Origin of the sequence: Shivajiella indica, assembly GCF_042683085.1 — a bacterium.
Taxonomy (GTDB): Bacteria; Bacteroidota; Bacteroidia; order Cytophagales; family Cyclobacteriaceae; genus Shivajiella; species Shivajiella indica.
The window spans coordinates 576,569-598,959 of the sequence record NZ_JBHUIV010000016.1 but is presented as its reverse complement, the minus strand read 5'-3'; the positions used below and the strand labels follow the sequence as shown (position 1 = coordinate 598,959).

The window sequence follows — 22,391 nt, the reverse complement described above, 5'->3', positions numbered from 1 at the left end:
TTTTTGAAAAAATATTGTGATAATTCAAACTTTTAGATAGTTTTAGGAAAAAGTGGAGAAAAGTGGGAAAAAGTGGTGGATTGTGTTATTCCTTTTCTTACTTTTGTAATTATTACAAACTCAAGATAAGCCCATGGGTATGTTCAACAGTCGGTATGAATGTAAAGTCGATGCCAAAGGACGTCTGGCATTGCCTGCCAAGATTAAGGCGGCAATACCAGAGTCCAATGGTAACGAGCTCATTCTCCGTCAGGGAGACGATGGCTGTCTTGCTTTGTACACCCAGGTTGAGTTTAAGAAACTTTTACACCAGATCAGTTCACTTTCAGATCGTGATCCGGTACAAAGGCTTATCAAAAGAAGCTTTTTTGAAAGTATGACCGAGGTGGAACTCGACAATGCAGGACGTTTTTTGATTCCCAAGACTTTTATGACATGGGCAGGAATAGACAAAGATGCAGTGCTGATCGGTGTAGGTGGATTTGTAGAGATATGGAGTCCTGAAAAATACCAACAAAATATTGTGGCTGACCAGGCAGAACTGTCCAAGTTGATGGATAAATACCTTTCCTAAACGATGACAGGTCATAATTACCATATTCCAGTGATGCTTGAGCAATGCATTGAGGGTCTGGATATTGATCCAAATGGAGTGTATGTCGACCTGACTTTTGGTGGAGGTGGACATTCAAAAGAAATCCTAAAGCATCTTGACAAGGGTCATTTGTATGGTTTTGACCAAGATGCGGACGCTGAAGCAAATGTGCCTGATGATCAGAGATTTACCTTCATTCAGGCCAATTTCAGGGATTTCAAGAAATACCTCAGGTTGTATGGGGTTTCAAAAGTTGATGGAATATTAGCTGATTTAGGGATTTCTTCCCACCAAATAGATGAACCCACAAGGGGTTTTTCAACAAGATTTGAAGGTGAGCTCGATATGCGAATGAGTGCTGCCATGAGCATATCGGCAAAAGATGTCCTCAATTCCTATGAGGAAGGTCAACTTCATAAGATTTTCGGAATCTACGGTGAAATCAAAAATGCTAGAACCTTGGCTCAGGCAATTGTTGCACAAAGGGCTTTAAGTCCATTCACTACAACTGAAAGTTTCAAGTCCATACTGCAACGTTTCGCGCCAAGGGGTAAAGAGTACAAATACTTTGCACAGGTATTTCAGGCATTAAGGATTGAAGTGAATGACGAAATGGGTGCACTTGAGGAAATGTTGCTGCAGACCCTTGAAGTGCTGAAACCGGGAGGAAAGTTGGTCGTGATGAGTTACCATTCCTTGGAAGACAGATTGGTGAAAAATTTCATCAATAAAGGCAAATTTCAAGGAGAGGTAGATAAAGATTTCTTCGGAAACCTGATCAGGCCTTTGGAGCCGGTTACCAGAAAAGCCATCGTGGCAAGTCCTGAAGAAATTCAGAAAAACAGCAGGGCTAGAAGTGCAAAGTTGAGAATTGCAAAAAAAATATAAAGATGCGCCAAAACACATTTAAGAAGAAGATCAAAAAGCAAACTTCTCAAAAAGGGCAAGGCAAGAACATCTTTACCCTGATTGAGGAAAAGTTGAACGTAAGCGGATTTTTGGGAGAAGGTATACCGGTCAAATTTGTACCTCCTTTTCTTTATGTAGCATTATTAGCTCTTATTTATATATGGAGTAATCATAGGGCGGAGAATCTGATCAGGAAGATTGAAATCATGCAAAGGGAAGTGGAAGATCTTAGGGCAGATGTGACTACCCTGGAAGCCGAATATATGTTGAGCAGTAAACAGTCCGAAGTGGCTAGAAAAATTGCTCCTTTAGGTATAGTTGAACTGAGTGAACCACCGATAAAAATAAAAGCAAGTAAGTGAATATCAAACGTTCCATAGTGCTTAGGGTAAGGGTAGCTTTTATTATAGTTGCCCTATTTGCCGTGGCAATCTTGTATAAGGTTGTCCATTTGCAGTTTGTGGAAGGTGAAAAATGGGCTGCAAAGTCTGAATCCATCAACTTTCAGTTCAGGCAGGTGAATGCGACCAGAGGAAATATTTATGCCGCTGATGGAAGCTTGTTGGCTACAAGTTTGCCTTTTTACAGAGTAGTTTTAGATCCATTGATTGCTAAGGATGAAGTTTTCCGTTCGGGGATAGATTCCCTCTCTTTCTTTTTGTCATCCTATTATAAAGACAGATCAGCAGACTCCTACAAGAGAATGATTGCTGATGCCAGGACATCCGGTAAAAGGTATCTCATACTCAACCGAAAGCAGATAGGCTATCAGGATATGCAGAAAATGTCTACCTGGCCTATTTTCCGGAATGGTAGAATGGGAGGAGGGGTGATCTTTGAGAAAGTGGAAAAGCGTTACCAGCCATTCAATAAACTTGCCGGAAGAACGGTAGGCTTTATCAATGAGGATAACTATGGAGTAGGTATAGAATACAGTTTCAATGAATATCTGGAAGGGAAAAACGGTAAGGCCTTATTCCAAAGGATTGCCGGTGGTTCCTGGAAGCCTGTATTTGATGCTGCTGATGTAAAGCCGGATGATGGTTTTGATATCCTGACCACCCTCGATGTAAACATTCAGGATGTAGCAGAATCAGCCTTATTAAGGCAATTGATGAATAAAGATGCTGAATTTGGTTCTGTGATTGTCATGGAAGTAGCCACAGGTCATATTAAGGCTATAGCCAATCTTCAGAAAAACAAAAGCGGAATTGGCTATGGGGAAAATTACAATTTTGCAATTGGTGACCAGGGCCTGACAGAGCCAGGTTCAACCTTTAAACTTTTGAGCATGATGGCTTTATTGGAGGAAGGGAAAGTGGGCCTAAATGATATGGTAGAGACCGGTGATGGTACTTACCGATTTTATGACCGTATCATGAGGGATGTGAAGCAAGGGGGATATGGTAAAATCACAGTAAAAGAAGCATTTGAAAAATCATCCAATGTGGCCATATCCAAATTGGTTGAGCAGCATTTTGGCCATTCACCATCAGTTTTTGTAAGCTATGTTGAAAAAGCGGGATTGGACAAAACCATTGGTTTTCAATTGAAAGGAGAGGGAGCCCCTTATTTTAAAAAGCCGGGGGATAAATACTGGTATGGAACAACCCTTCCTTGGATGTCCATAGGCTATGAATCCAAATTGACCCCTTTACATACTTTGACTTTTTATAATGCCATTGCCAACAATGGTAAAATGGTCAAGCCCATGATTGTCCAAGCAATTGCCAAAGGCAACCAAATTGAAAAGAAATACCAGACTGAAGTGCTAAAAAGTAGAATTGCTTCAGAGAAGACTATCAAGCTTTTGCAGGAACTCCTTGAAGGGGTGGTCAAAAATGGAACTGCAAAAAATGTCTACAACGAAGAATATAGAATTGCCGGAAAAACAGGTACTGCTCAAAAGTTAATTGACGGGAGGTATACGCAAAAGTATTATACCTCCTTTGCAGGTTATTTCCCTGCGGACAATCCAAAATACAGTGCCATAGTGGTCATTGACAGCCCTAAGGGTTTTGCCGCCTATGGAGGTGATGTATCTGCACCTGTTTTCAAAGAAATTGCAGATAAGATTTATTCCCAGGACTTAAAGCTGAACAGCAAATTCCCGATAGGCACCTATATGGCCCAGGCAGGAAATGATTTTCCTTATATACAGGCAGGAAAAGTAGATGAACTGCAGATGCTCTGTAACAAATTCGGCATTTCAAACCATTACAATGGACAGGGAGAGAACTGGGTAAAGTCTGTACCCCAAATGAAATCCATCACCTGGAAAACTACACCTGTGGAGTCTCCAACTGTCCCGGATGTAAGTGGGCTTCCATTAAGGGATGCGCTTTATGTTCTTGAAAATAAAGGGCTTAGGGTAGTATATCAGGGAAAAGGTAGGGTAAAGAACCAATCCATCAGTCCGGGTTCTCCTGTTCAACAGAATAATGTTATTAGTTTGATATTGGGATAAATGAAGGCATTAAAAGACATATTGTATAAAGTTTCTTTAACCTCCACCATAGGCAATATGGAAGTTGGGGTCAAAGAGATTGTCTTTGACAGTCGCCTAGTGGTGGAGGGTTCAGTATTTGTAGCTGTAAAAGGAACCCAAGTCGATGGGCATCAATTTATCCAAATGGCCCTTGAAAAAGGAGCCAGGTCGGTGGTCTGTGAAATCCTTCCCGTGGCGCTTAAAGAGGGGGTTACCTATGTTCAGGTAATTGATTCCTCCAAGGCACTGGGAATTATGGCTGCCAATTATTTCGAAAATCCATCTGAAAAGATCAAGTTGGTGGCGGTTACTGGTACCAATGGAAAGACCAGTACCGTCACACTTTTGTATCAGTTGTTCAGAGAAATGGGATATAATGTTGGAATGCTTTCCACTGTGGAAAACAGGATCAACGACAATATTATTCCCTCTACCCATACCACCCCAGATCCTATTGCCATTCAGTCTTTGATTAGAAAAATGGTAGATAATGGTTGTACCCATTGTTTTATGGAAGCCTCTTCCCATGCCATTGTCCAAGAGAGAATGGCTGGTTTAGTTTTATCAGGAGCGGTATTTACTAATATATCCCATGACCACCTGGATTATCATGGAACTTTTGATGAATACATCAAGGCTAAGAAAAAGCTGTTCGATGAATTGCCAAAAGATTCTTTTGCCTTGGTGAATGCAGATGACAAGAGGGGGATGGTCATGCTTCAAAACTGTAAAGGGGCCCATCAGACTTTCGGTCTCAAATATCCAGCGGATTTTAAAGCCAAAGTGTTATCCAACACCATTGATGGTCTGGAGCTGGATATCAACAACAAACAAATATGGTTCCGGATGATTGGGGAATTCAATGCCTACAACCTGTTGGCAGTTTTTGGGGTAGCGGTGCTATTGGGGGAAGACGAAGATGAAGTTTTGAGACAATTGTCCAAAATAAAGGGGGCTCAAGGGAGATTTGATAAGATTACCATACAAGGGGTCACTGCCATCGTGGATTATGCTCATACACCTGATGCATTGGAAAATGTATTAAAAACCATCCAAGGAGTCAGGTCCGGAGGTGAAAAAATCATAACGGTAGTAGGATGTGGGGGTAACAGGGACAGGACAAAAAGACCTGTGATGGCCAAAATTGCTACCCAACTTAGTGACAAGGTGATTTTGACCTCAGACAATCCTAGAGATGAAGATCCTATGGCAATCTTAAAAGAAATGGAAGCAGGTGTAAATCCAGTGGATTTCAAGAAAACATTGGTAATTGAAGATAGGAGAGAAGCCATCAAAACAGCTGGTGTGTTGGCGACTAAAGGGGACATAATCCTGATTGCAGGAAAAGGTCATGAGACTTACCAGGAAATCAAAGGTGTGAAGTACCCCTTTGACGACAGGGAAGTTGTAAAAGAAATGCTCAAGATGATGAATTAAAATAGATATGTTATACCCGATTTTTGATTATTTGGACAGTGTATTGGACATTCCGGGAACCGGGGTTTTCCGCTATATCTCCTTCAGGGCAGGTATGGCAGCACTATTGTCATTAATCATCACCATAACATTCGGTAGGAATATCATCAACTGGATCCGGGCCAAACAGATCGGGGAACCTGTGCGGGATTTGGGTTTGGCCGGTCAGTCTGAGAAAAAAGGAACTCCAACTATGGGAGGCCTGATGATCATAGCCGGTATAGTTATCCCAACTTTGCTTTTTGCCAATGTCAATAATATCTATATCATTCTTTTGTTAATCACTACTTTATGGTTGGGAGGTATCGGATTTATTGATGATTATATCAAGGTATTCAGGAAGAATAAAGAAGGTTTGGCCGGAAGGTTTAAAATTGTGGGTCAAATTACCATCGGAATCATTGTTGGTGCAACTCTTTATTTTCATGAAGATGTCGTGGTACGTCAGTTTACAAATCCGGTTTCGATTGAAGAGGGTGTAGTAGAAACTCCGGCATTTAAGGATGTGAAAGTGGCCAAAACCACCATACCTTTCATGAAAAACAATGAACTGAATTATGAAAATTTCCTGGGTTTCTTAGGGGAGAACATGACCCCGATCCTTTATATTTTATTGGTGATTTTTATTATCACTGCCGTATCCAATGGGGCAAACATCACTGATGGCATAGATGGGCTGGCCGCAGGAACATCTGCCATTATTGGCCTGACCATAGCCATATTCGCTTACATATCCGGTAATGCGATCTTCTCGCAATACCTCAACGTCTTTTTCATTCCGGGCTCCGCAGAGCTTGTGATTTTTTGCTCTGCTTTTATTGGTGCTTGTGTGGGATTTCTTTGGTACAATGCTTTCCCTGCCCAGGTTTTTATGGGTGATACAGGCAGCTTAATGTTGGGAGGGGTGATAGCTGTTTTGTCTTTGGCTTTGCGGAAAGAATTGCTCATCCCTGTGCTGTGTGGAATTTTCCTTGTTGAAAATCTTTCTGTAATCATGCAGGTGAGTTATTTCAAATATACACGAAAAAAATATGGTGAAGGAAAGAGGATATTCCTGATGTCCCCTTTGCACCACCATTATCAAAAGAAAAATATTCATGAAGCTAAGATCGTGACTCGCTTTTGGATTGTAGGCATCCTCTTGGCCATCATCACCTTGGCAACTTTGAAATTAAGGTAATGGAGAAAAAGATAGCCATACTTGGAGCAGGAGAAAGTGGAGTAGGGGCAGCCTTACTGGCCAAACAGAAGGGCTATGCGGTATGGGTATCCGATAAGGGGAATATTGATACTCAAAGGAAAGAAATACTGAACCGTGAAATGATACCATTTGAAGAAGGGATGCATTCGGAAATAGAAATTCTCTCCTGCAGTGAGATCATTAAAAGTCCAGGAATTTCCGATAAAGCCCCAATTGTCAAAGCAGCAAGGGAAAGAAATATTCCGGTTATTGATGAATTGGAGTTTGCATATCGGTTTTCAAAAGGAAAAGTTATTGCGATTACAGGAACCAATGGCAAAACTACAACTACCCTGTTAACCTATCATTTACTGAAGAAAGGAGGAGTGGATGTTGGACTTGGGGGCAATGTAGGACAAAGTTGGGCAGGTCAGTTAGTCCAAAAAGACCATGAATGGTGGGTTTTGGAGACCAGTAGTTTTCAGATTGACGGATTCAGAGAAATGAAGCCGGCAATTGGAATCCTGACCAATATTACCCCTGACCATTTGGACCGTTATGATTATGCCATGGAAAAATATGTTGCCTCCAAAATTTCCCTTTTCCGGAATATGGATGAAAGTGGTGCTGCAATTTATTTTCTGGATGACCAATACATACCCGATGGGCTTAAAAAGGTCACCTTGAAGGCGAAAACTTTTCCGGTTTCCATTCAAACCCAAATCCAACCAGGGGGATATTTTGATGGAAATTCAATTCATCTGAGTATGCCAGGTAAAAAAATAAAAATTAATAAAGAGGATATTGTCCTGAAAGGAACGCATAATATGCTAAACACGATGTGTGCGACCTTGGCAGCCAGTATAGCCGGTGTACCTGAAGAAAGTATCCGGCAATCTCTGAAGGATTTTGAAAATGCGGCGCATAGAATGGAGCCAGTTGCTGTGATCAATGGGGTAAGTTTCATCAATGACAGTAAGGGGACTAATGTAGATGCTACCTTTTATGCTCTTTCAAGTTATGAGAATCCTGTCATTTGGATTGCAGGAGGGGTGGATAAGGGCAATGATTATTCAGTGCTTTACCCAGAAATAAAGGGCAAAGTAAAAATGTTGATCTGTTTGGGAGTGGATAACCAAAAACTGAAAAGTGCTTTTGAAGGCAGGATAGCAGAAATCAAAGAAACCCAGAATGTGGAAGAAGCAGTCAAATGGGGTCTGGAATATGGTAAAGAAGGGGATGTGGTATTGCTTTCACCGGCATGTGCCAGCTTTGATCTTTTCAAAAATTATGAAGATAGGGGTGAACAATATAAATCAGCGGTAAACAGGTTGAAATTATTATCAGCATGATGACATCATTCAAACAATGGATAGACAGAAACCTTAAGGGTGATCCCATGATCTGGGGGATTGTGATTTTATTGGCTGTGATCAGTATTCTGGTAGTTTATTCTGCGACCGGTTCCCTGGCGTATAAAAAAACAGGTGGCAATACTGAGAAATACCTTCTAGACCACTCAATGATGGTATTCATGGGACTGATTGTAATGTGGGTTGCACATAAAATACCGTATAAGTATTATGGATTGATAGGGAAATTCTTATTGGTTATTTCTGTTCCTTTATTGTTGTTTACCTATGCGTTTGGATCCACTGTGAATGATGCCAATAGGTGGTTGAGTATCCCAGGTATCAACAAGGCATTCCAGCCTTCCGATATAGCCAAATTGGCTTTGATTGCTACTCTGGCAAGTTTACTTGCCAAGAGGCAAAAAAATATTGCAGATTTCAAGAAATCCTTCTTGCCAATGATCATAGTGATTGGAGTGATCACCATGTTGATTGGTTTTGCCAATATGTCCACAGCATTATTGCTCTTTTCAACCTGTCTTTTGCTGATGTTTATCGGTAGGGTTCCGGCAAAATACATCATGATGGTCATATTGATTGGAGGAGTATTTCTTACTGCCTCCGTTTTCCTTGGTCAGCGTGGAGGAACATTCTTTTCAAGGATAGAAAAATTCACAACCAAAGGAGAATTGCCTTTCCAGGCTGAACAATCCTTTATAGCCATTTCAACCGGAGGTATTACTGGCAAAGGTCCAGGAAAATCCGAACAAAGAAATACCTTGCCACATCCCTACTCAGATTTCATTTATGCCATTATTATAGAGGAGTATGGCCTGATCGGAGGGGCTACAGTCCTCTTCCTGTATCTGGCATTATTGTACCGTGGGATGAGGATTGTGGCTTCCTCTACCAAACCATTTGGAGGATTATTGTCTGCCGGGCTCAGTTTTGCCCTGGTATTACAAGCCATGGTCAACATGGCAGTTGCGGTTGGTTTGGGCCCAATTACCGGCTTACCTCTTCCATTGCTCAGTATGGGAGGTACCTCATTGATTTTCACAGGATTTTCCGTTGGAATTATTTTGAGTGTCAGCAGGGGAGATCATGCGGATTCTCTGGAAAGTACTGGGGATGAAAATAAATTCAGAAAAGCATTTCAGACTGCCTGATATTTTGAAAAAGGAGAAAGAAACATATAGAATCATGATCAGTGGAGGTGGTACTGGAGGCCATATCTACCCGGCTATTGCAATAGCAAAAGCTTGGAAGGAGAAGCATCCCCAATCCGAGATTCTATTTGTGGGGGCAGAAGGTAAAATGGAAATGCAAAAAGTACCTGAGGCAGGTTTTAAAATTGAGGGATTGCCTGTTGCCGGACTTCAAAGGAGCCTGAGTCTGGCTAACCTCAGTTTTCCCTTCAAGCTTCTAAAAAGCTTAAAAATTTCCAAAAAACTGTTACAGGACTTTGTCCCTAGTGCAGTTGTTGGAGTAGGTGGATATGCCAGTGGCCCACTTTTATTTGCGGCCCAAAGAAAAGGTATACCTACTCTTATCCAGGAACAGAACTCCTATGCGGGTTTGACCAATAAATTACTGGCCAAAAGGGCCAAAAAAATATGTGTGGCATTTCCGGATATGGAAAGGTTTTTCCCTAAGGACAGGATCCTGTATACTGGCAACCCGGTAAGAAAAGATATACTTCAGTTGGAAGGAAAAAAAGAAAAGGCAATGGCACATTTTGGACTCAACCCAGACAGGAAGGTGATTTTGGTTTTGGGAGGAAGTTTAGGGGCCAGAACCATCAACCAAGCTGTCCTGACTGATATGAAGGCCATTGAAGACAGCGGATATCAAATGCTTTGGCAGAGCGGCAAGTTCTATTTTAAGGAGATGTCCGAAAAAGTGAACCTATCCGGGCTAAAGCATATCCATGTGATGGAGTTTATCAAAGAAATGGATTTGGCTTATGCTGCAGCAGATTTGGTAGTGTCAAGGGCTGGAGCATTATCCGTTTCTGAACTGAGTTTGGTAGGGAAACCGGTAATTTTTATTCCTTCCCCAAATGTGGCAGAGGACCATCAGACAAAAAATGCCATGGCCTATGTGTCGGAAAATGCAGCCCTCCTTTTAAAAGATGTGGAAGCTGTTGGAAAATTAAAAGAGGTAACCGATGGGTTGTTTGCAGATGAGAATAAAGCCAGGAAACTGGGTGAAAATATAAAAAAAATGGCCAAGCCTGATGCGGCCATTGAAATCGTTGAAGCATTGGAAAGTATCATTGAATGAATCTAAGAAAGCTACATAACGTCCATTTCCTTGGTATAGGGGGTATAGGCATGAGTGCTTTGGCCAGGTGGTTTAACCATATTGGAATCAAAGTTTCAGGATATGACCGTACGCCTTCGCCTTTGACTTCTGAACTGGAGAAGGAAGGGATGACCATTTCTTATGTAGATAATCTGGAAAGCATTCCAAATGAAGTAATTGCGGACAAAAGCAATTCATTGATCATTTGGACTCCTGCCATGCCCAAAGATTCCATACAATTGAATTACTTCAGGGATCATGGCTTTCAATTGGAAAAAAGGGCGGCTGTCCTAGGGATGATCACTTCCAATATGCCAACTATTGCCGTGGCAGGAACGCATGGAAAGACCACTACTTCTTCCATGATTGCACATCTGTTGAAATCAGGAGGTAAAAACATCGCAGCATTTCTCGGAGGGCTTACACAGAATTACCAAAGTAACCTGATTCTACATGATGAGGGAGAAAAAGAAGCCACGGTGGTGGTTGAGGCGGATGAATTTGACCGATCATTTTTACATCTCCACCCCAATGTCGCAGTGGTGACCAGTGCAGATCCCGATCATTTGGATATCTATGGTGATGATGCACATATGCTGGAAGGCTTCAGGCAATTTGTAGGTCTGATCGGTGAAGGAGGAAAACTATTTGTTCAGTATAAGGCCTTTGATAAAATGGGACTTTCTACGAAAAAAGAAGTCAGCATTAGAAGATATGGAATAGATGGTGGAGAAATCCAAGCTAAAAATATCCAAGCTCAGCCTGCAGCATTCCGGTTTGATTATCAAAGTGATACCCATGTTATCAAAGGCTTGGAATTGCGGATGCCGGGATACCATAATGTTGAAAATGCCCTTCCGGCTATTTCCATAGGCTTGGATTTTGGATTGAGTGAAGAAGATATCAGAAAGGGTTTATTGACTTACAAAGGGGTAAAAAGAAGATTTGAAATTTGGGTTCAGGAGGATGACAGGGTATTTATTGATGACTATGCACATCATCCTGAAGAAATAAGGGCATTCTTAAGTTCCGTTCGGGCTATGTATCCTCACAGGAAATTGACAGCGATATTCCAGCCTCACCTGTACACCAGAACACGGGATTTTGCCAAAGGCTTCTCAGAAAGCTTATCAATTGCTGATGAAGTAGTGTTGCTGGATATCTATCCGGCAAGGGAACTCCCCATTGAGGGTGTGACGGCTTCCATGTTGTTGGAAGATATAACTGCGCCAAAAAAATCACTTCAGAGTAAGGAAGGGCTTGTGGATTACCTGAAATCCGCAAAAACGGATGTTCTGACTACAATTGGAGCAGGGGACATAGACAGATTGGTATTACCTATTGCAAACTGGATGAGAGAATATGAAAATCAGGTTTAAAAAAGGCTTTCTGTTCACCATCCTGATCATTGTCCTGGTGGTATTTATCGGTTTTATTGAGAAGAAAAGCGCGGAAAGGAAATTCAATGGGGTTGAAGTTTACGTGAAGGCTGTAAGTGACGTGTATTTCGTGGACGAAAAAGAAATCCTGGGCACACTTCAAACAGAATTCCCTTTGCTCAAACAGGGCTTATCGCTTTCGGAAATTAATTTGAACCGCATTGAAAAGAAGGTGGAATCACATCCTTTTGTTAAAAATGCTGAAGTATATGGTGACCAAAAAGGCAATGTCCGTGTGGAAATTGAGCAGCATGTGCCAATTGCAAGAATAACCCGTCCAAGGGCAGCAGATGGGTATATTTCATCTGAAGGTTTGATTTTACCTACCTCCAATAAATATACTTCAAGGGTATTGATTCTTTATGGGGGTTATGCTGAGGCTTTGTTGGAAACCAAAGATTTGAATAAATCCAATCCCAAGTTGCTGGAATTGATCCGCCATATCCAGGAAGATCCATTTTGGAAAGCTCAGATTACAGAATTGGAAATAGGAAGAAAGAATGACATTAAAATGCATCAACAGGTAGGAAAGCAGGTGATTGAATTTGGTGATGCCTCTGAGATTGAAGAAAAATTTAAAAAGATAAACCTGTTCTATGATGAAATCCTTCCTTCCAAAGGTTGGAATACCTACAGCAGGATAAATGTAAAATATAAAGGCCAGATTGTTTGTGAATAATTGATAATACTATGGAAAACGACAAATTTATTGTAGGACTGGACATTGGGACCACCAAAATCTGTGCGGTTGTTGGCCGCAAAAACGAGTTCGGGAAATTGGAAGTCTTGGGTATGGGGAAAGCCGTTTCAGATGGGGTGATCCGTGGTATTGTGACCAATATTGACAAGACTGTAAATGCCATCCAAAAGGCGGTGAATGATGCCTCTGATATGGCAGAGGTGGATATTGCCAATGTCATCGTCGGCATTGCTGGTCAGCATATACGTAGTACAGTCCATCATGGTGCCATTATCAGAAATCCAAACCAGGATGAAATTACAATAGAGGATGTCAGAAGATTGGCCAATGATATGGAAAATATCGTTGTACCTCCTGGCAATACCATCATCCATGTGATGCCGCAGGATTATACCGTTGATTATGAAGACGGTATCAAAGATCCGGTAGGTATGTCAGGATCAAAACTTGAAGCGGATTTCCATATCATTACAGCTCAGACCACAGCAATAAATAACATCAACAGATGCGTCAAAAGAGCGGATCTGGTTTCCAAGGATTTGATATTAGAACCCTTGGCCAGTTCTTTATCTGTTCTGAGTGAAGAAGACAAAGAAGCAGGTGTTTGCTTGGTGGATATCGGTGGCGGAACCACAGACATTGCCATTTTCTATGACAACATTATCAGGCATACAGCTGTCATTCCATTGGGAGGAAATATCATCACCACAGATATCAAAGAGGGTTGTATGGTATTGCACAATCAGGCTGAATTGCTCAAAACTAAATTTGGAAGAGCCATTGCCGAAGAAACCAATCCAAATGAGATTGTCTCCATACCTGGCCTGAGAAACAGACCGCCCAAAGAAATTTCAATAAAAAATCTGGCAGCAATCATTCAGGCAAGAATGGAAGAAATCATTGAACATGTTCAGAATGAACTGGTGGCCAGTGGACATTATAAAAAACTTGCTGGAGGTATTGTTCTTACGGGAGGTGGTTCATTATTGTCGGGAGTTGCCCAATTGTTTGAATACATGACGGGCTTGGATACAAGGATCGGTTATCCCAATGAGCATCTGGGTAAATGCAAAGTAGATGAAATCAAAAGTCCAATGTATGCGACATCTGTTGGTTTGGTTCTCGCTGGATTCAAATCATTCGATGAAAGAGAGGAAAACTATAAAAAGCGATATGAAAATATCGTGAATCACAGAAGTGATTTAAGGGCCTCCAAGACTGAGTTTGGAGCCAATATAATCTCAAAAATAGGAATGAGATTAAAAGATATCATCACCAATGATATCAATGATGATAGTAATTACTAGGGCTTATCATTCAGGGGAGGTGTCTGGCGGTGCCTTACATTTCCCCTTCTTTGCCCTATTCACATATAAATTTTCACCAAATAAATTTTAAATGTCAGATAACATGAAAGATTACAGATTTGATCTTCCAAAAAACCAAAAATCCATCATTAAGGTAATTGGAGTTGGAGGAGGTGGTTCCAATGCGGTCAACCACATGTACAATCAAGGAATTAAAGATGTGGAGTTTGTGGTTGTCAACACAGATGCACAGGCTTTGAAAAGTAGTCCTGTACCTTTGAGGTTACAGCTGGGTGCCAACCTGACTGAAGGACTGGGAGCAGGAGCCAATCCTGAAAAAGGAAAGAATGCAGCCCTTGAAAGCAAGGAAGATATTAGGGAGTTACTTTCCGATAAAACTAAAATGGTTTTTATCACTGCTGGTATGGGTGGAGGTACCGGAACCGGTGCGGCACCAGTCATTGCCAAAATTGCAAAGGATATGGATATCCTAACAGTGGGAATAGTTACCGCTCCCTTTGTTTTTGAGGGCAGGAAGAAAATGTTGGCAGCACAGCAGGGTATAGAAGAATTGAGGGTCAATTGTGATACAGTGTTGGTTATTTTGAATGACAAGCTGAGAGAAATTTATGGTAACTTGGCTATACGTTCTGCTTTTGCCAAAGCGGATAATGTGCTGACCACTGCTGCAAAGTCAATCGCTGAAATCATTACCGTCCATCAAGATGTCAATGTGGATTTTGAGGACGTCAAAACTGTCATGAAGGACGCTGGTGCGGCAGTGATGGGATCTGCAACTGAAGAGGGAGAAGGCCGGGCTATCAGAGCAGCTGAAAAAGCTATTGCCTCACCATTATTGAATAATGTGGACATCAAAGGCGCCCAGAAAATATTGCTATCTATTATGTCCGGTGAAGAAGATGAGTTGTCCATGGACGAATTGAGCGAAATCACTGAATATATCCAGGAAAGAGCTGGTGATGATGCAGAGGTGATTTTCGGTCAGGGTATAGACTCCGAACTGGATAAAGGAATTAGAGTCACTGTCATTGCCACTGGCTTTGCTATGGATAAACTACAGGGGACAAACCATACTCCTGTAAAAAAGTCTGAGCCTGTGGTTGAAAAAGAAGAATCTGATTCCATAAAAAAAGTGATTGACCTGGAGTCCGGAAAGACCTCTAAGGTAGATGAAGATGCCATTTCAGAAGCAGGACAAACTTTTACTTTTACTTTCCAAAAACCTGTTTTTACTCCTGCAAATGATAACAAGATTGTTTTTGGGGAAGCACCTGAGGAAGTAAAATCCAAAGAAGATGATTTTGAAGAGGCCGAATCTGAACATTCAGAGTTTGAGTTTGTACCTGTCAAACCTGAAACTATGAGAGTGGTCCATGAACTTCCGGTTGAGAAAGACGAACAACCTGTACTTCCAAAAGCGGAAGAAAGGAAAGAAGATGCCGGGTCGGCCCATAGCAACGATTATTACGAGCAACTAAGACAAAAGGCTATTTCGAAAGCGTATGAACGTTTTGAAAGACTTAAAAACCTGAAGTCTTATAACCAAAATCCAGAAGAATATAAGGAGAAATTGGAAACTCCGGCTTACATCAGAAAGCAGGTTAAATTATCTGAAGTGCAGCACAGTTCAGAGAGAAGCATCTCCAGGTTTAACCTGACAGATGAAAATGAGTTTTTGAAAAACAATAGGTTTTTACATGATAATGTTGATTAACTCCTAAAAGTTAATCAACATTTCCGCCTGGGTATGGAGCAAGTCCATGTACAGCCTGTTGGTGAGCAGGTTATCTGACATATTTTCCTCAATCTTAGCTAATTTAGGTTTGAGGGCCAGTACATGCATCCCCAGATAGTGGAAGATGTCGGTGAGGTGGCTCAATGCGATGCCACCCCCGCCTATTCCAGATGAAATCCCTACCAATGCGCATTTTTTATTTCTAAAAGAATTGGGATAAGTCATACCATCAATAAATGCTTTTAGGACTCCGGGAAATGAGCCATTATATTCCGGGACGATAAATACAAATTTATTTCCCTCTCGAACCTTTTTATGAAATTCATTGTACTCCGGGTTCTTACCGTTTTTATCATAAAGTGCCGAGAATACGAAATCATGGGGAAGGTCTTCTAATTTTAAAATTTCAGATGGTGATCCCAATTGTTGTAATATGTCTTGGTAAAGTTCTGCAAGGGTATTGGAAATGGAATTTTTTCGGTTGGTACCGACTATTATCTTGATCATTGTTGGCGGCTTCTTCTTTTATGCAATCTATTACAAAGGAAAAAGTCAATAAGTTTCCATTTTGTTTAAAATTTATGTGGTAAAACCCTAAATGATTACCTTAGGACAAATTTTAGTTTTATGAGAGAGGAAGCCAATATTTCTTACGAAGACAAAATAGATTATGCTTTTGAATATATTCATCAACTTTATGACCAACCACTTCAGTTCGGTATCATCCTAGGTACTGGCCTGGGCCAATTGATCAATAACATTGAAATCAAACTTGAAATTCCTTATGAGGAAATTCCTTTTTTTCCAATTTCAACCGTGGAAAGCCATAAAGGAAAATTGATCGTAGGCCAACTTTCAGGAAAATCCGTGGTGGCTATGCAGGGCAGGTTTCATTATTATGAGGGATACTCCATGAAAGAAGTGACATTTCCTGTCAGGGTGATGAAGAAGCTTGGTATCCAATACCTTTTTGTATCCAATGCAGCTGGGGGATTAAATCCTGAATACGAAATCGGGGATCTGATGATTATCAATGATCATATTGATTTATTCCCTGAAAATCCTTTGCGGGGAAAGAACCTCAACCAATATGGGGTAAGGTTTCCTGATATGTCCGAACCATATGACCTCTCCTTGGTTGAAAAAGGTCTACAAATTGCAAAAGATAATAAACTTAAAATCCACCAGGGAGTATATGCAGCAGTACAAGGACCCAACTTAGAGACCAAAGCAGAATACAAATACCTGAGAACCATTGGAGGCGATGCCATTGGGATGAGTACCATACCGGAAGTAATCGTGGCGCGGCATATGGAAGTGCCGGTTTTTGCCATTTCAGCCATAACAGATCTTTGTTACCCTGGGAAAATTAAAAAAGTTAAGTTAGAGGAAGTATTGGCCGGGGCTGCAAAAGCGGAGCCAGGAATGAGTTTGATTATCAGGGAATTGGTGAGGGAAATTAACAATTAAAAATTACCAATTACCAATTACCAATTACCAATTACCAAATACCAATTATTCAAACCTGTCTGATGTTCAGGTGGGTTCCAAACTGCAAGCTTTAAAATTCAAAAGCCAAGTTTGAAAGTTTAATGTCGAAGAATTAATTAGGATAGATCGTGCAGGAAACGGTTGATTTTATAAGTGAATTCCTTCCGGAAATACCGGGAGTGGCAATTATTTTGGGTTCTGGTTTGGGTGGACTTGTCAATGAATTGGAGGGACAGGTAAGCATTCCCTATGAAAAGATTCCCCAATTTCCGGTTTCAACCGTGGAAGGACATAGTGGACAGTTGATTTTTGGTTACTTGAACAAACTGCCAGTCTTAGCAATGAGCGGAAGGTTTCATTATTATGAAGGTTATTCTCTCAATGAAGTAGTTTTTCCTGTTCGGGTGATGAAATTGTTGGGAATTGAAAGACTTATTGTTACCAATGCTGCCGGAGGACTGAATCCCGAATTTGAGGCCGGGGATTTGATGCTAATTGAAGATATCATCAGCCTAATGCCTGATAATCCTTTAAGGGGAAAAAATGAGGATAATCTAGGGCCGAGATTTCCTGATATGAGCGAGCCTTTTGATTTGGGTTGGACCGAAAAGGCTAAAAACATTGCAAAGGATATGAATATTGATTTGAGGACTGGAGTATATGTAGGCCTTCAGGGACCAAAACTGGAAACCAAAGCCGAAATACGGTATCTCAGGATCATTGGAGGGGATGCCGTTGGGATGAGTACCGTATCTGAGATCATTGCCGCCCACCATATGGGTATGAAAGTGATCGCTTTTTCAGTCATCACCAATGAAAGTATTCCAAAAGTGAAAAAGGAATTTACCCATCAAGAAGTAGTAGAAGTGGCCAACAGGGCAGGAGAGAAACTGGTGAGATTGGTGAAGGGGATCGTTTGAATAGACAATTTTAAAACCTGTAATAGAGGAAAAATTTAGCATTTTTTGGTTTAAGTACAATTTTTTCAGACAAAATCTGTCCAAAATTCAAAAATACCCTGTACAGGGTATTTTTTTATTAATTAGTTAGGGGTATTTTGAAAATCGAAGCTTTAAAAAAAGACGATAATAAAAATCGGGTTAATGATTTCAACAACTTAAAAAAAAATAATAGCCCTACAGAAGTATGCAGGGCTGAGAAATCTTCGGCTTATAGCCTTGTTGTGAATTGTCTTTCATTTCAAATGTAAAAATAAAAAATAATGGAACAAATTTTTGGGATTGATTTAGGAACAAATTCTATTGGAGCAACACTTAGAGAAGGAAAGCAATTTCCTTGGTTTGGGGTTTATACTTTTAAAAAAGGTATTGGTGAGGGGAAAGCAGGAGAATATTCATTTGCAGCTGAAAGAACCTCCAATAGATCATCAAGAAGATTATATAATGCACGGAGGTATCGAATTTGGGCTACTCTTGAAAGTTTGATTAATAATGGTTATTGCCCACTGAATATTGAAAAACTTGATAAATGGAGAAAATATTCTAAAAGTGAGGGTAGGAAATTTCCTGTCGAAGATGATGCCTTTCAAAAATGGTTAAAATTGGATTTCGATCAAGATGGGAAACCGGATTATTCAAGCCCATATCAGTTAAGGAGAGAGTTAGTAAATTCTATCCAAGATTTATCTATTGAAATAAATAGGTATAAGATTGGTAGAGCACTTTTTCATATTGCTCAAAGACGAGGTTTCAAAAGTAGTCGAAAGAATGGTTCTAATGATAAAGTAGCTGTTTACAAAGGAAGTTCAGAAACTGGTACTATTGGTAGAAATGAATATGAGCAGCTTTTGGAAGATCATAAAACATTAGGAGGGGCATTTGCTTTTTTAGAAGATGAAGGAGTAAGAATTAGAAATCGATATACCCTTAGATCTGATTACGAGAAAGAAGTTGATGTTATTTTTCATGTTCAGAATCTGGAAGATTTACAATTTAAAGAAGATTTAAAAAAAGCAATATTCTTTCAGAGACCTTTAAGATCTCAAAAGGGTTTGGTTGGTAAATGTACTTTAGAGCCTCAAAAGCCAAGATGTCCAATAAGTCACCCATTGTTTGAGGAATTCAGAGCATGGAGTTTTTTGAATAATATAAAGTATTTTGATCCAGAAACTGGAAAGTCGGAACCTTTACCTTTGAATCTTAAAGAAGAGTTATACAAAGAGAAATTTTTCTTAAAAGGTAAAAATGATTTTAAGTTTCTTCAAATTAATAAACATCTTCAAAAAATCACTAATAAGAAATTAAAGCTGAATTTTAAGGATGATACAACCGTTCCTGCTTGTCCTGTTTCAGCTCGACTTAAATCTTTGTTCGGAGAGGATTGGAAAGATTTCCAACATACTAAGTCGATTTTTAAATATGGTAAATGGAAAGAAGTTTCTTATTCAATTAATGATATTTGGCACATTCTATTTTCGTTTGAAGATGAGGAAATTTTAGAAGATTTTTTTAAAGAGAATTTTGATTTCAATGAAGGTCAATTAAAGGAATTGAACTCCTTGTGGAACTCTTTACCTGTTGGGTATGCTTCCTTAAGCCTTAAAGCGATAAATAGTATTTTGCCTTTTTTAAGGGAAGGATTGATTTATACAGAGGCTGTTTTGCTTGCAAAAGTTCCAGAGGTTATTGGAATGGGTAAATTCAAAGAAAACGAGGATTTTATTAAAAAAAGAATTGCTGATTCAATTGAAGAAAATAGGAGACAAAAAAAGGTGATTTCAATTGTTAATAAATTAATTTCAGACTACCACTTATCTGATTATAAGCAAGGTTATAGAAATCCTAAATATGTCCTTGATCAAGATGATTTTAATGATGTTCATAAATCAATTTTGGCGCACTTTGGTGAAGAATCTTGGAATAAAGAGTCTGAAAAAGAGTATTACATAAATAACATAAAAGCTTTATATCAAGAGTTTTTTAAATCACAGGATAGAAAGCATTTTTCTAGTCCGCATTTACTTGACTACATAAAAGAAATTCTAAAGGATGAATTTCATATTGATCCTAAAGAACTAAAAAAGCTTTATCATCCATCTCAGGTAGATATTTACACACCAGCAAAAAGAGCTGATGATGGAAACTTATACCTTCCTAGTCCAAAAACTGGATCATTCAAAAATCCAATGGCATATAAAACGCTATTTGAATTGAGGAAAGTAATAAACCATCTAATTAAAGACGGCAAAATTAATGAAGATACTAGGATAGTGGTTGAAGTGTCACGTGACTTAAATGATGCTAACAAAAGATGGGCAATAGAAACCTATCAAAGAAATAGGGAGAATGAAAATAGAGAAATTGCATTTGCGATTTCTCAATTAATTAAAGATCCAGACTTTAGGGGTAATGCAGACCCAGATAATCAAACAGATAGAGAGAAACTAAGGCTTTGGACAGAACAAAGTCCAGACCCTAATGAGTTTTGGAAAGAAATTCTTGCTACCAAAGATGATGTGAAAAAATTTAGACTTTGGAAAGAACAAGGCTGTAAATGTATGTATACAGGAGAATTGATCCCTCTAACAAAATTATTTGATAAAAATATTATTCACTTCGAACATACAATTCCTCGGAGTAAATCATTTGATAATTCTCTCGCAAATTTAACAGTATGTTACTCCAAGTATAATACGGATGTAAAAAAGAATAAATTACCAGTTGAACTTCCAAATTATGATAAAGATACCTCTGAGGGTAAAGCAATAAAACCGCAATTAATTGATTGGGAGAAAAGAGTGGATTCTTTATATAAACAAATTGAAGTAGCGAAATCAAAGTCAAGAGGAGCAATAGATAAGACGTCAAAAGATGATGCTATTCGGAGAAAGCACATGCTTCAAATGGAATTGGATTATTGGAAAAATAAACTTGATAGATTCACAAGAAAAGATGTGCCAAGTGGTTTTAAAAATAGCCAATTAATAGATAGCCAATTAATTGCTAAATATGCCTTTCATTATTTGAAAACAGTATTTAATAGGGTTGATGTTCAAAAAGGAACCGTAACCTCTTTATTTAGAAAGATTTATGGTGTTCAACCAAAAGAAGAAGTAAAGGATAGAGGTAAGCATTATCATCATGCAATTGATGCTGCCGTATTGACTTTGATACCCAAAGCGGCTGAAAGAGAAGCGATTCTAAAAAAATACTTTTTGGATATTGAAAACAACCTGTTTAAAGATTATCCAATTACTCCGTTTGAGGGGTTTGGTCATCACATGTTAGATGGCATAAAAGAAAAAATTCTTATTAATAATATTCCTAACAAAGATCAAGCATTTTCCCCTGGTAAAAAATTAGTCAGGAAAAGAGGTAGAATTGTATGGTTAAGGGATAAAAATGGAAATTTGATTCATGATGAAAAAGGGGAAAAAGTCCCAAAAGTAGCAACGGGTGATTCTGTTAGAGGACAACTTCATTTGGATACTTTTTATGGAAAAATCAAAGCTGTTCAAAGAAATGAAAACGGTTCACCTCAAAGAGATATTGATGGGAAATTCCTATACAATCAAGTTAATGGTAAGGATGAAATGTGGGTAGTTGGAAGAAAGCCAATAACTGATTTAAAAATAGATAAAGATGTTATAGTTGACCCATATTTAAAAATGCACATTAAAAATCAAATTGATGCTGGCATCTCACTTTCAGAGTTGAGAGATTTTAATGGTAAAATTATTAGAAGAATTAGAGTAAGGGTCAAAGCAGGTAGGGGATTTCTTGATGCGGATAATGTAACAGAGCTAAAGGAGCAGACCTATAAGTCTAAATATGATTACAAGAACACCTATTACACCAATTCCGGCGATAATTATGCTTTTGGGTATTATAAAGGAACCCACCATAGAAAGATAGTACCAATCAATCTTTTTGAAGCATCTAAAGTTGGAAAGTTAAATGATAGTTACAAACTTGAAGATCTTTTTGAAAAAAGAATAAAGATTGGTTCAGGAAAAAATCAAGAAGAGGTTGATTTATATCATGTATTCCAAGTGGGGCAAAAAGTTTTGATCTTTTATTCAGAAATAAAAGAACTAGTAGGATTAGAAAATAATGAGTTATCTCATCGGCTTTATTTTGTTAAAAAGCTGGCGGATGCAAATCAAAGTAAAATTCAGTTCCAACATCACTTGGAGGGTAGAGATGATCAAAAGCTTTCTATTGACTTTCCTAAAGATGTTTTTGGCACAAAGGGTAAAGATGGTTTTTCTTCTTTTATTCCTGATTTTATTGCTCCGAGATTACTACTGACTCCTTCAAATTATAATTTTGCAATAGAAGGGAAGGACTTTGTTTTTGGATTAGATGGCGAGATTAAATTAAAGTTTTAAATGCAATTAGGACAATCTTATGATATCTACAACCACGCCAA

The 22,391-nt window shown here is 39.2% G+C and carries 17 protein-coding genes; 16 read left to right on the top strand and 1 reads right to left on the bottom strand.

The window, feature by feature from the left end; genetic code table 11:
- Positions 1-133: 133 nt before the first annotated feature.
- From mraZ to ftsZ, 13 genes are all read left to right on the top strand, one after another.
- Positions 134-574 carry a division/cell wall cluster transcriptional repressor MraZ gene (mraZ, locus tag ACFSKV_RS12090; RefSeq protein ID WP_380802975.1) on the top strand — a complete coding sequence of 147 codons (441 nt, stop codon included), beginning with the start codon at positions 134-136 and terminating at the stop codon, positions 572-574.
- Positions 575-577: 3 nt separating this feature from the next.
- Entirely contained in the window at positions 578-1,483 is a 906-nt protein-coding gene (rsmH, locus tag ACFSKV_RS12085) for a 16S rRNA (cytosine(1402)-N(4))-methyltransferase RsmH (RefSeq protein WP_380802973.1), read from the top strand.
- Positions 1,484-1,485: 2 nt separating this feature from the next.
- Entirely contained in the window at positions 1,486-1,866 is a 381-nt protein-coding gene (locus ACFSKV_RS12080) for an FtsL-like putative cell division protein (RefSeq protein WP_380802971.1), read from the top strand.
- Positions 1,863-3,971: a penicillin-binding protein gene (locus ACFSKV_RS12075; protein WP_380802968.1), complete on the top strand. Its 2,109-nt coding sequence runs from the start codon at positions 1,863-1,865 to the stop codon at positions 3,969-3,971. Before ACFSKV_RS12080 ends, ACFSKV_RS12075 begins: the two co-directional genes overlap by 4 nt.
- The gene (locus ACFSKV_RS12070) at positions 3,972-5,429 is read left to right on the top strand and encodes a UDP-N-acetylmuramoyl-L-alanyl-D-glutamate--2,6-diaminopimelate ligase (RefSeq protein WP_380802965.1); all 1,458 of its coding nucleotides are present in this window, start codon (positions 3,972-3,974) and stop codon (positions 5,427-5,429) included.
- A gap of 7 nt (positions 5,430-5,436) precedes the next feature.
- A complete protein-coding gene (mraY, locus tag ACFSKV_RS12065; RefSeq protein ID WP_380802962.1) occupies positions 5,437-6,648 on the top strand; it encodes a phospho-N-acetylmuramoyl-pentapeptide-transferase in 1,212 nt (403 codons plus the stop codon).
- Positions 6,648-8,000, top strand: a complete 1,353-nt coding sequence (gene murD, locus ACFSKV_RS12060) for a UDP-N-acetylmuramoyl-L-alanine--D-glutamate ligase (RefSeq protein ID WP_380802959.1) — start codon at positions 6,648-6,650, stop codon at positions 7,998-8,000. Before mraY ends, murD begins: the two co-directional genes overlap by 1 nt.
- Entirely contained in the window at positions 8,000-9,169 is a 1,170-nt protein-coding gene (locus ACFSKV_RS12055) for an FtsW/RodA/SpoVE family cell cycle protein (RefSeq protein ID WP_380803326.1), read from the top strand. Before murD ends, ACFSKV_RS12055 begins: the two co-directional genes overlap by 1 nt.
- Before the next feature lie 34 nt (positions 9,170-9,203).
- Positions 9,204-10,286: an undecaprenyldiphospho-muramoylpentapeptide beta-N-acetylglucosaminyltransferase gene (gene murG / locus ACFSKV_RS12050; RefSeq protein ID WP_380803324.1), complete on the top strand. Its 1,083-nt coding sequence runs from the start codon at positions 9,204-9,206 to the stop codon at positions 10,284-10,286.
- Positions 10,283-11,686 (top strand): UDP-N-acetylmuramate--L-alanine ligase, encoded by a 1,404-nt coding sequence (murC, locus tag ACFSKV_RS12045; protein WP_380802957.1) that lies wholly within the window; start codon positions 10,283-10,285, stop codon positions 11,684-11,686. The genes murG and murC overlap by 4 nt, the downstream gene beginning before the upstream one ends.
- Positions 11,670-12,425 (top strand): cell division protein FtsQ/DivIB, encoded by a 756-nt coding sequence (locus ACFSKV_RS12040; protein ID WP_380802954.1) that lies wholly within the window; start codon positions 11,670-11,672, stop codon positions 12,423-12,425. The genes murC and ACFSKV_RS12040 overlap by 17 nt, the downstream gene beginning before the upstream one ends.
- Positions 12,426-12,436: 11 nt before the next feature.
- Positions 12,437-13,753 (top strand): cell division protein FtsA, encoded by a 1,317-nt coding sequence (gene ftsA, locus ACFSKV_RS12035; protein WP_380802951.1) that lies wholly within the window; start codon positions 12,437-12,439, stop codon positions 13,751-13,753.
- Between the two features lie 103 nt (positions 13,754-13,856).
- Positions 13,857-15,488 (top strand): cell division protein FtsZ, encoded by a 1,632-nt coding sequence (ftsZ, locus tag ACFSKV_RS12030; protein WP_380802950.1) that lies wholly within the window; start codon positions 13,857-13,859, stop codon positions 15,486-15,488.
- A 3-nt stretch (positions 15,489-15,491) separates the two neighbouring features.
- Here ftsZ and ACFSKV_RS12025 read toward each other — a convergent pair whose 3' ends face one another.
- Entirely contained in the window at positions 15,492-16,016 is a 525-nt protein-coding gene (locus tag ACFSKV_RS12025) for an NADPH-dependent FMN reductase (RefSeq protein WP_380802948.1), read from the bottom strand.
- Between the two features lie 120 nt (positions 16,017-16,136).
- Here ACFSKV_RS12025 and ACFSKV_RS12020 point away from each other — a divergent pair, with 120 nt between their 5' ends.
- From ACFSKV_RS12020 to cas9, 3 genes are all read left to right on the top strand, one after another.
- Positions 16,137-16,979 (top strand): purine-nucleoside phosphorylase, encoded by an 843-nt coding sequence (locus ACFSKV_RS12020; RefSeq protein ID WP_380802945.1) that lies wholly within the window; start codon positions 16,137-16,139, stop codon positions 16,977-16,979.
- Between the two features lie 149 nt (positions 16,980-17,128).
- Complete coding sequence (locus ACFSKV_RS12015) at positions 17,129-17,920, top strand: purine-nucleoside phosphorylase (protein WP_380802943.1); 792 nt, start codon at positions 17,129-17,131, stop codon at positions 17,918-17,920.
- 302 nt (positions 17,921-18,222) lie between these two features.
- Positions 18,223-22,350 carry a type II CRISPR RNA-guided endonuclease Cas9 gene (cas9, locus tag ACFSKV_RS12010; RefSeq protein WP_380802941.1) on the top strand — a complete coding sequence of 1,376 codons (4,128 nt, stop codon included), beginning with the start codon at positions 18,223-18,225 and terminating at the stop codon, positions 22,348-22,350.
- Positions 22,351-22,391 lie beyond the last annotated feature (41 nt).

Coding starts and splice junctions, on each gene's coding strand:
- mraZ (WP_380802975.1), top strand. CDS start 134: ATGGGTATGTTCAACAGTCGGTATGAATGTAAAGTCGATGCCAAAGGA.
- murG (WP_380803324.1), top strand. CDS start 9,204: ATGATCAGTGGAGGTGGTACTGGAGGCCATATCTACCCGGCTATTGCA.
- ACFSKV_RS12020 (WP_380802945.1), top strand. CDS start 16,137: ATGAGAGAGGAAGCCAATATTTCTTACGAAGACAAAATAGATTATGCT.
- ACFSKV_RS12080 (WP_380802971.1), top strand. CDS start 1,486: ATGCGCCAAAACACATTTAAGAAGAAGATCAAAAAGCAAACTTCTCAA.
- mraY (WP_380802962.1), top strand. CDS start 5,437: ATGTTATACCCGATTTTTGATTATTTGGACAGTGTATTGGACATTCCG.
- murC (WP_380802957.1), top strand. CDS start 10,283: ATGAATCTAAGAAAGCTACATAACGTCCATTTCCTTGGTATAGGGGGT.
- ACFSKV_RS12070 (WP_380802965.1), top strand. CDS start 3,972: ATGAAGGCATTAAAAGACATATTGTATAAAGTTTCTTTAACCTCCACC.
- ftsZ (WP_380802950.1), top strand. CDS start 13,857: ATGAAAGATTACAGATTTGATCTTCCAAAAAACCAAAAATCCATCATT.
- ACFSKV_RS12025 (WP_380802948.1), bottom strand. CDS start 16,016: ATGATCAAGATAATAGTCGGTACCAACCGAAAAAATTCCATTTCCAAT.
- ftsA (WP_380802951.1), top strand. CDS start 12,437: ATGGAAAACGACAAATTTATTGTAGGACTGGACATTGGGACCACCAAA.
- rsmH (WP_380802973.1), top strand. CDS start 578: ATGACAGGTCATAATTACCATATTCCAGTGATGCTTGAGCAATGCATT.
- cas9 (WP_380802941.1), top strand. CDS start 18,223: ATGGAACAAATTTTTGGGATTGATTTAGGAACAAATTCTATTGGAGCA.
- murD (WP_380802959.1), top strand. CDS start 6,648: ATGGAGAAAAAGATAGCCATACTTGGAGCAGGAGAAAGTGGAGTAGGG.
- ACFSKV_RS12040 (WP_380802954.1), top strand. CDS start 11,670: ATGAAAATCAGGTTTAAAAAAGGCTTTCTGTTCACCATCCTGATCATT.
- ACFSKV_RS12055 (WP_380803326.1), top strand. CDS start 8,000: ATGACATCATTCAAACAATGGATAGACAGAAACCTTAAGGGTGATCCC.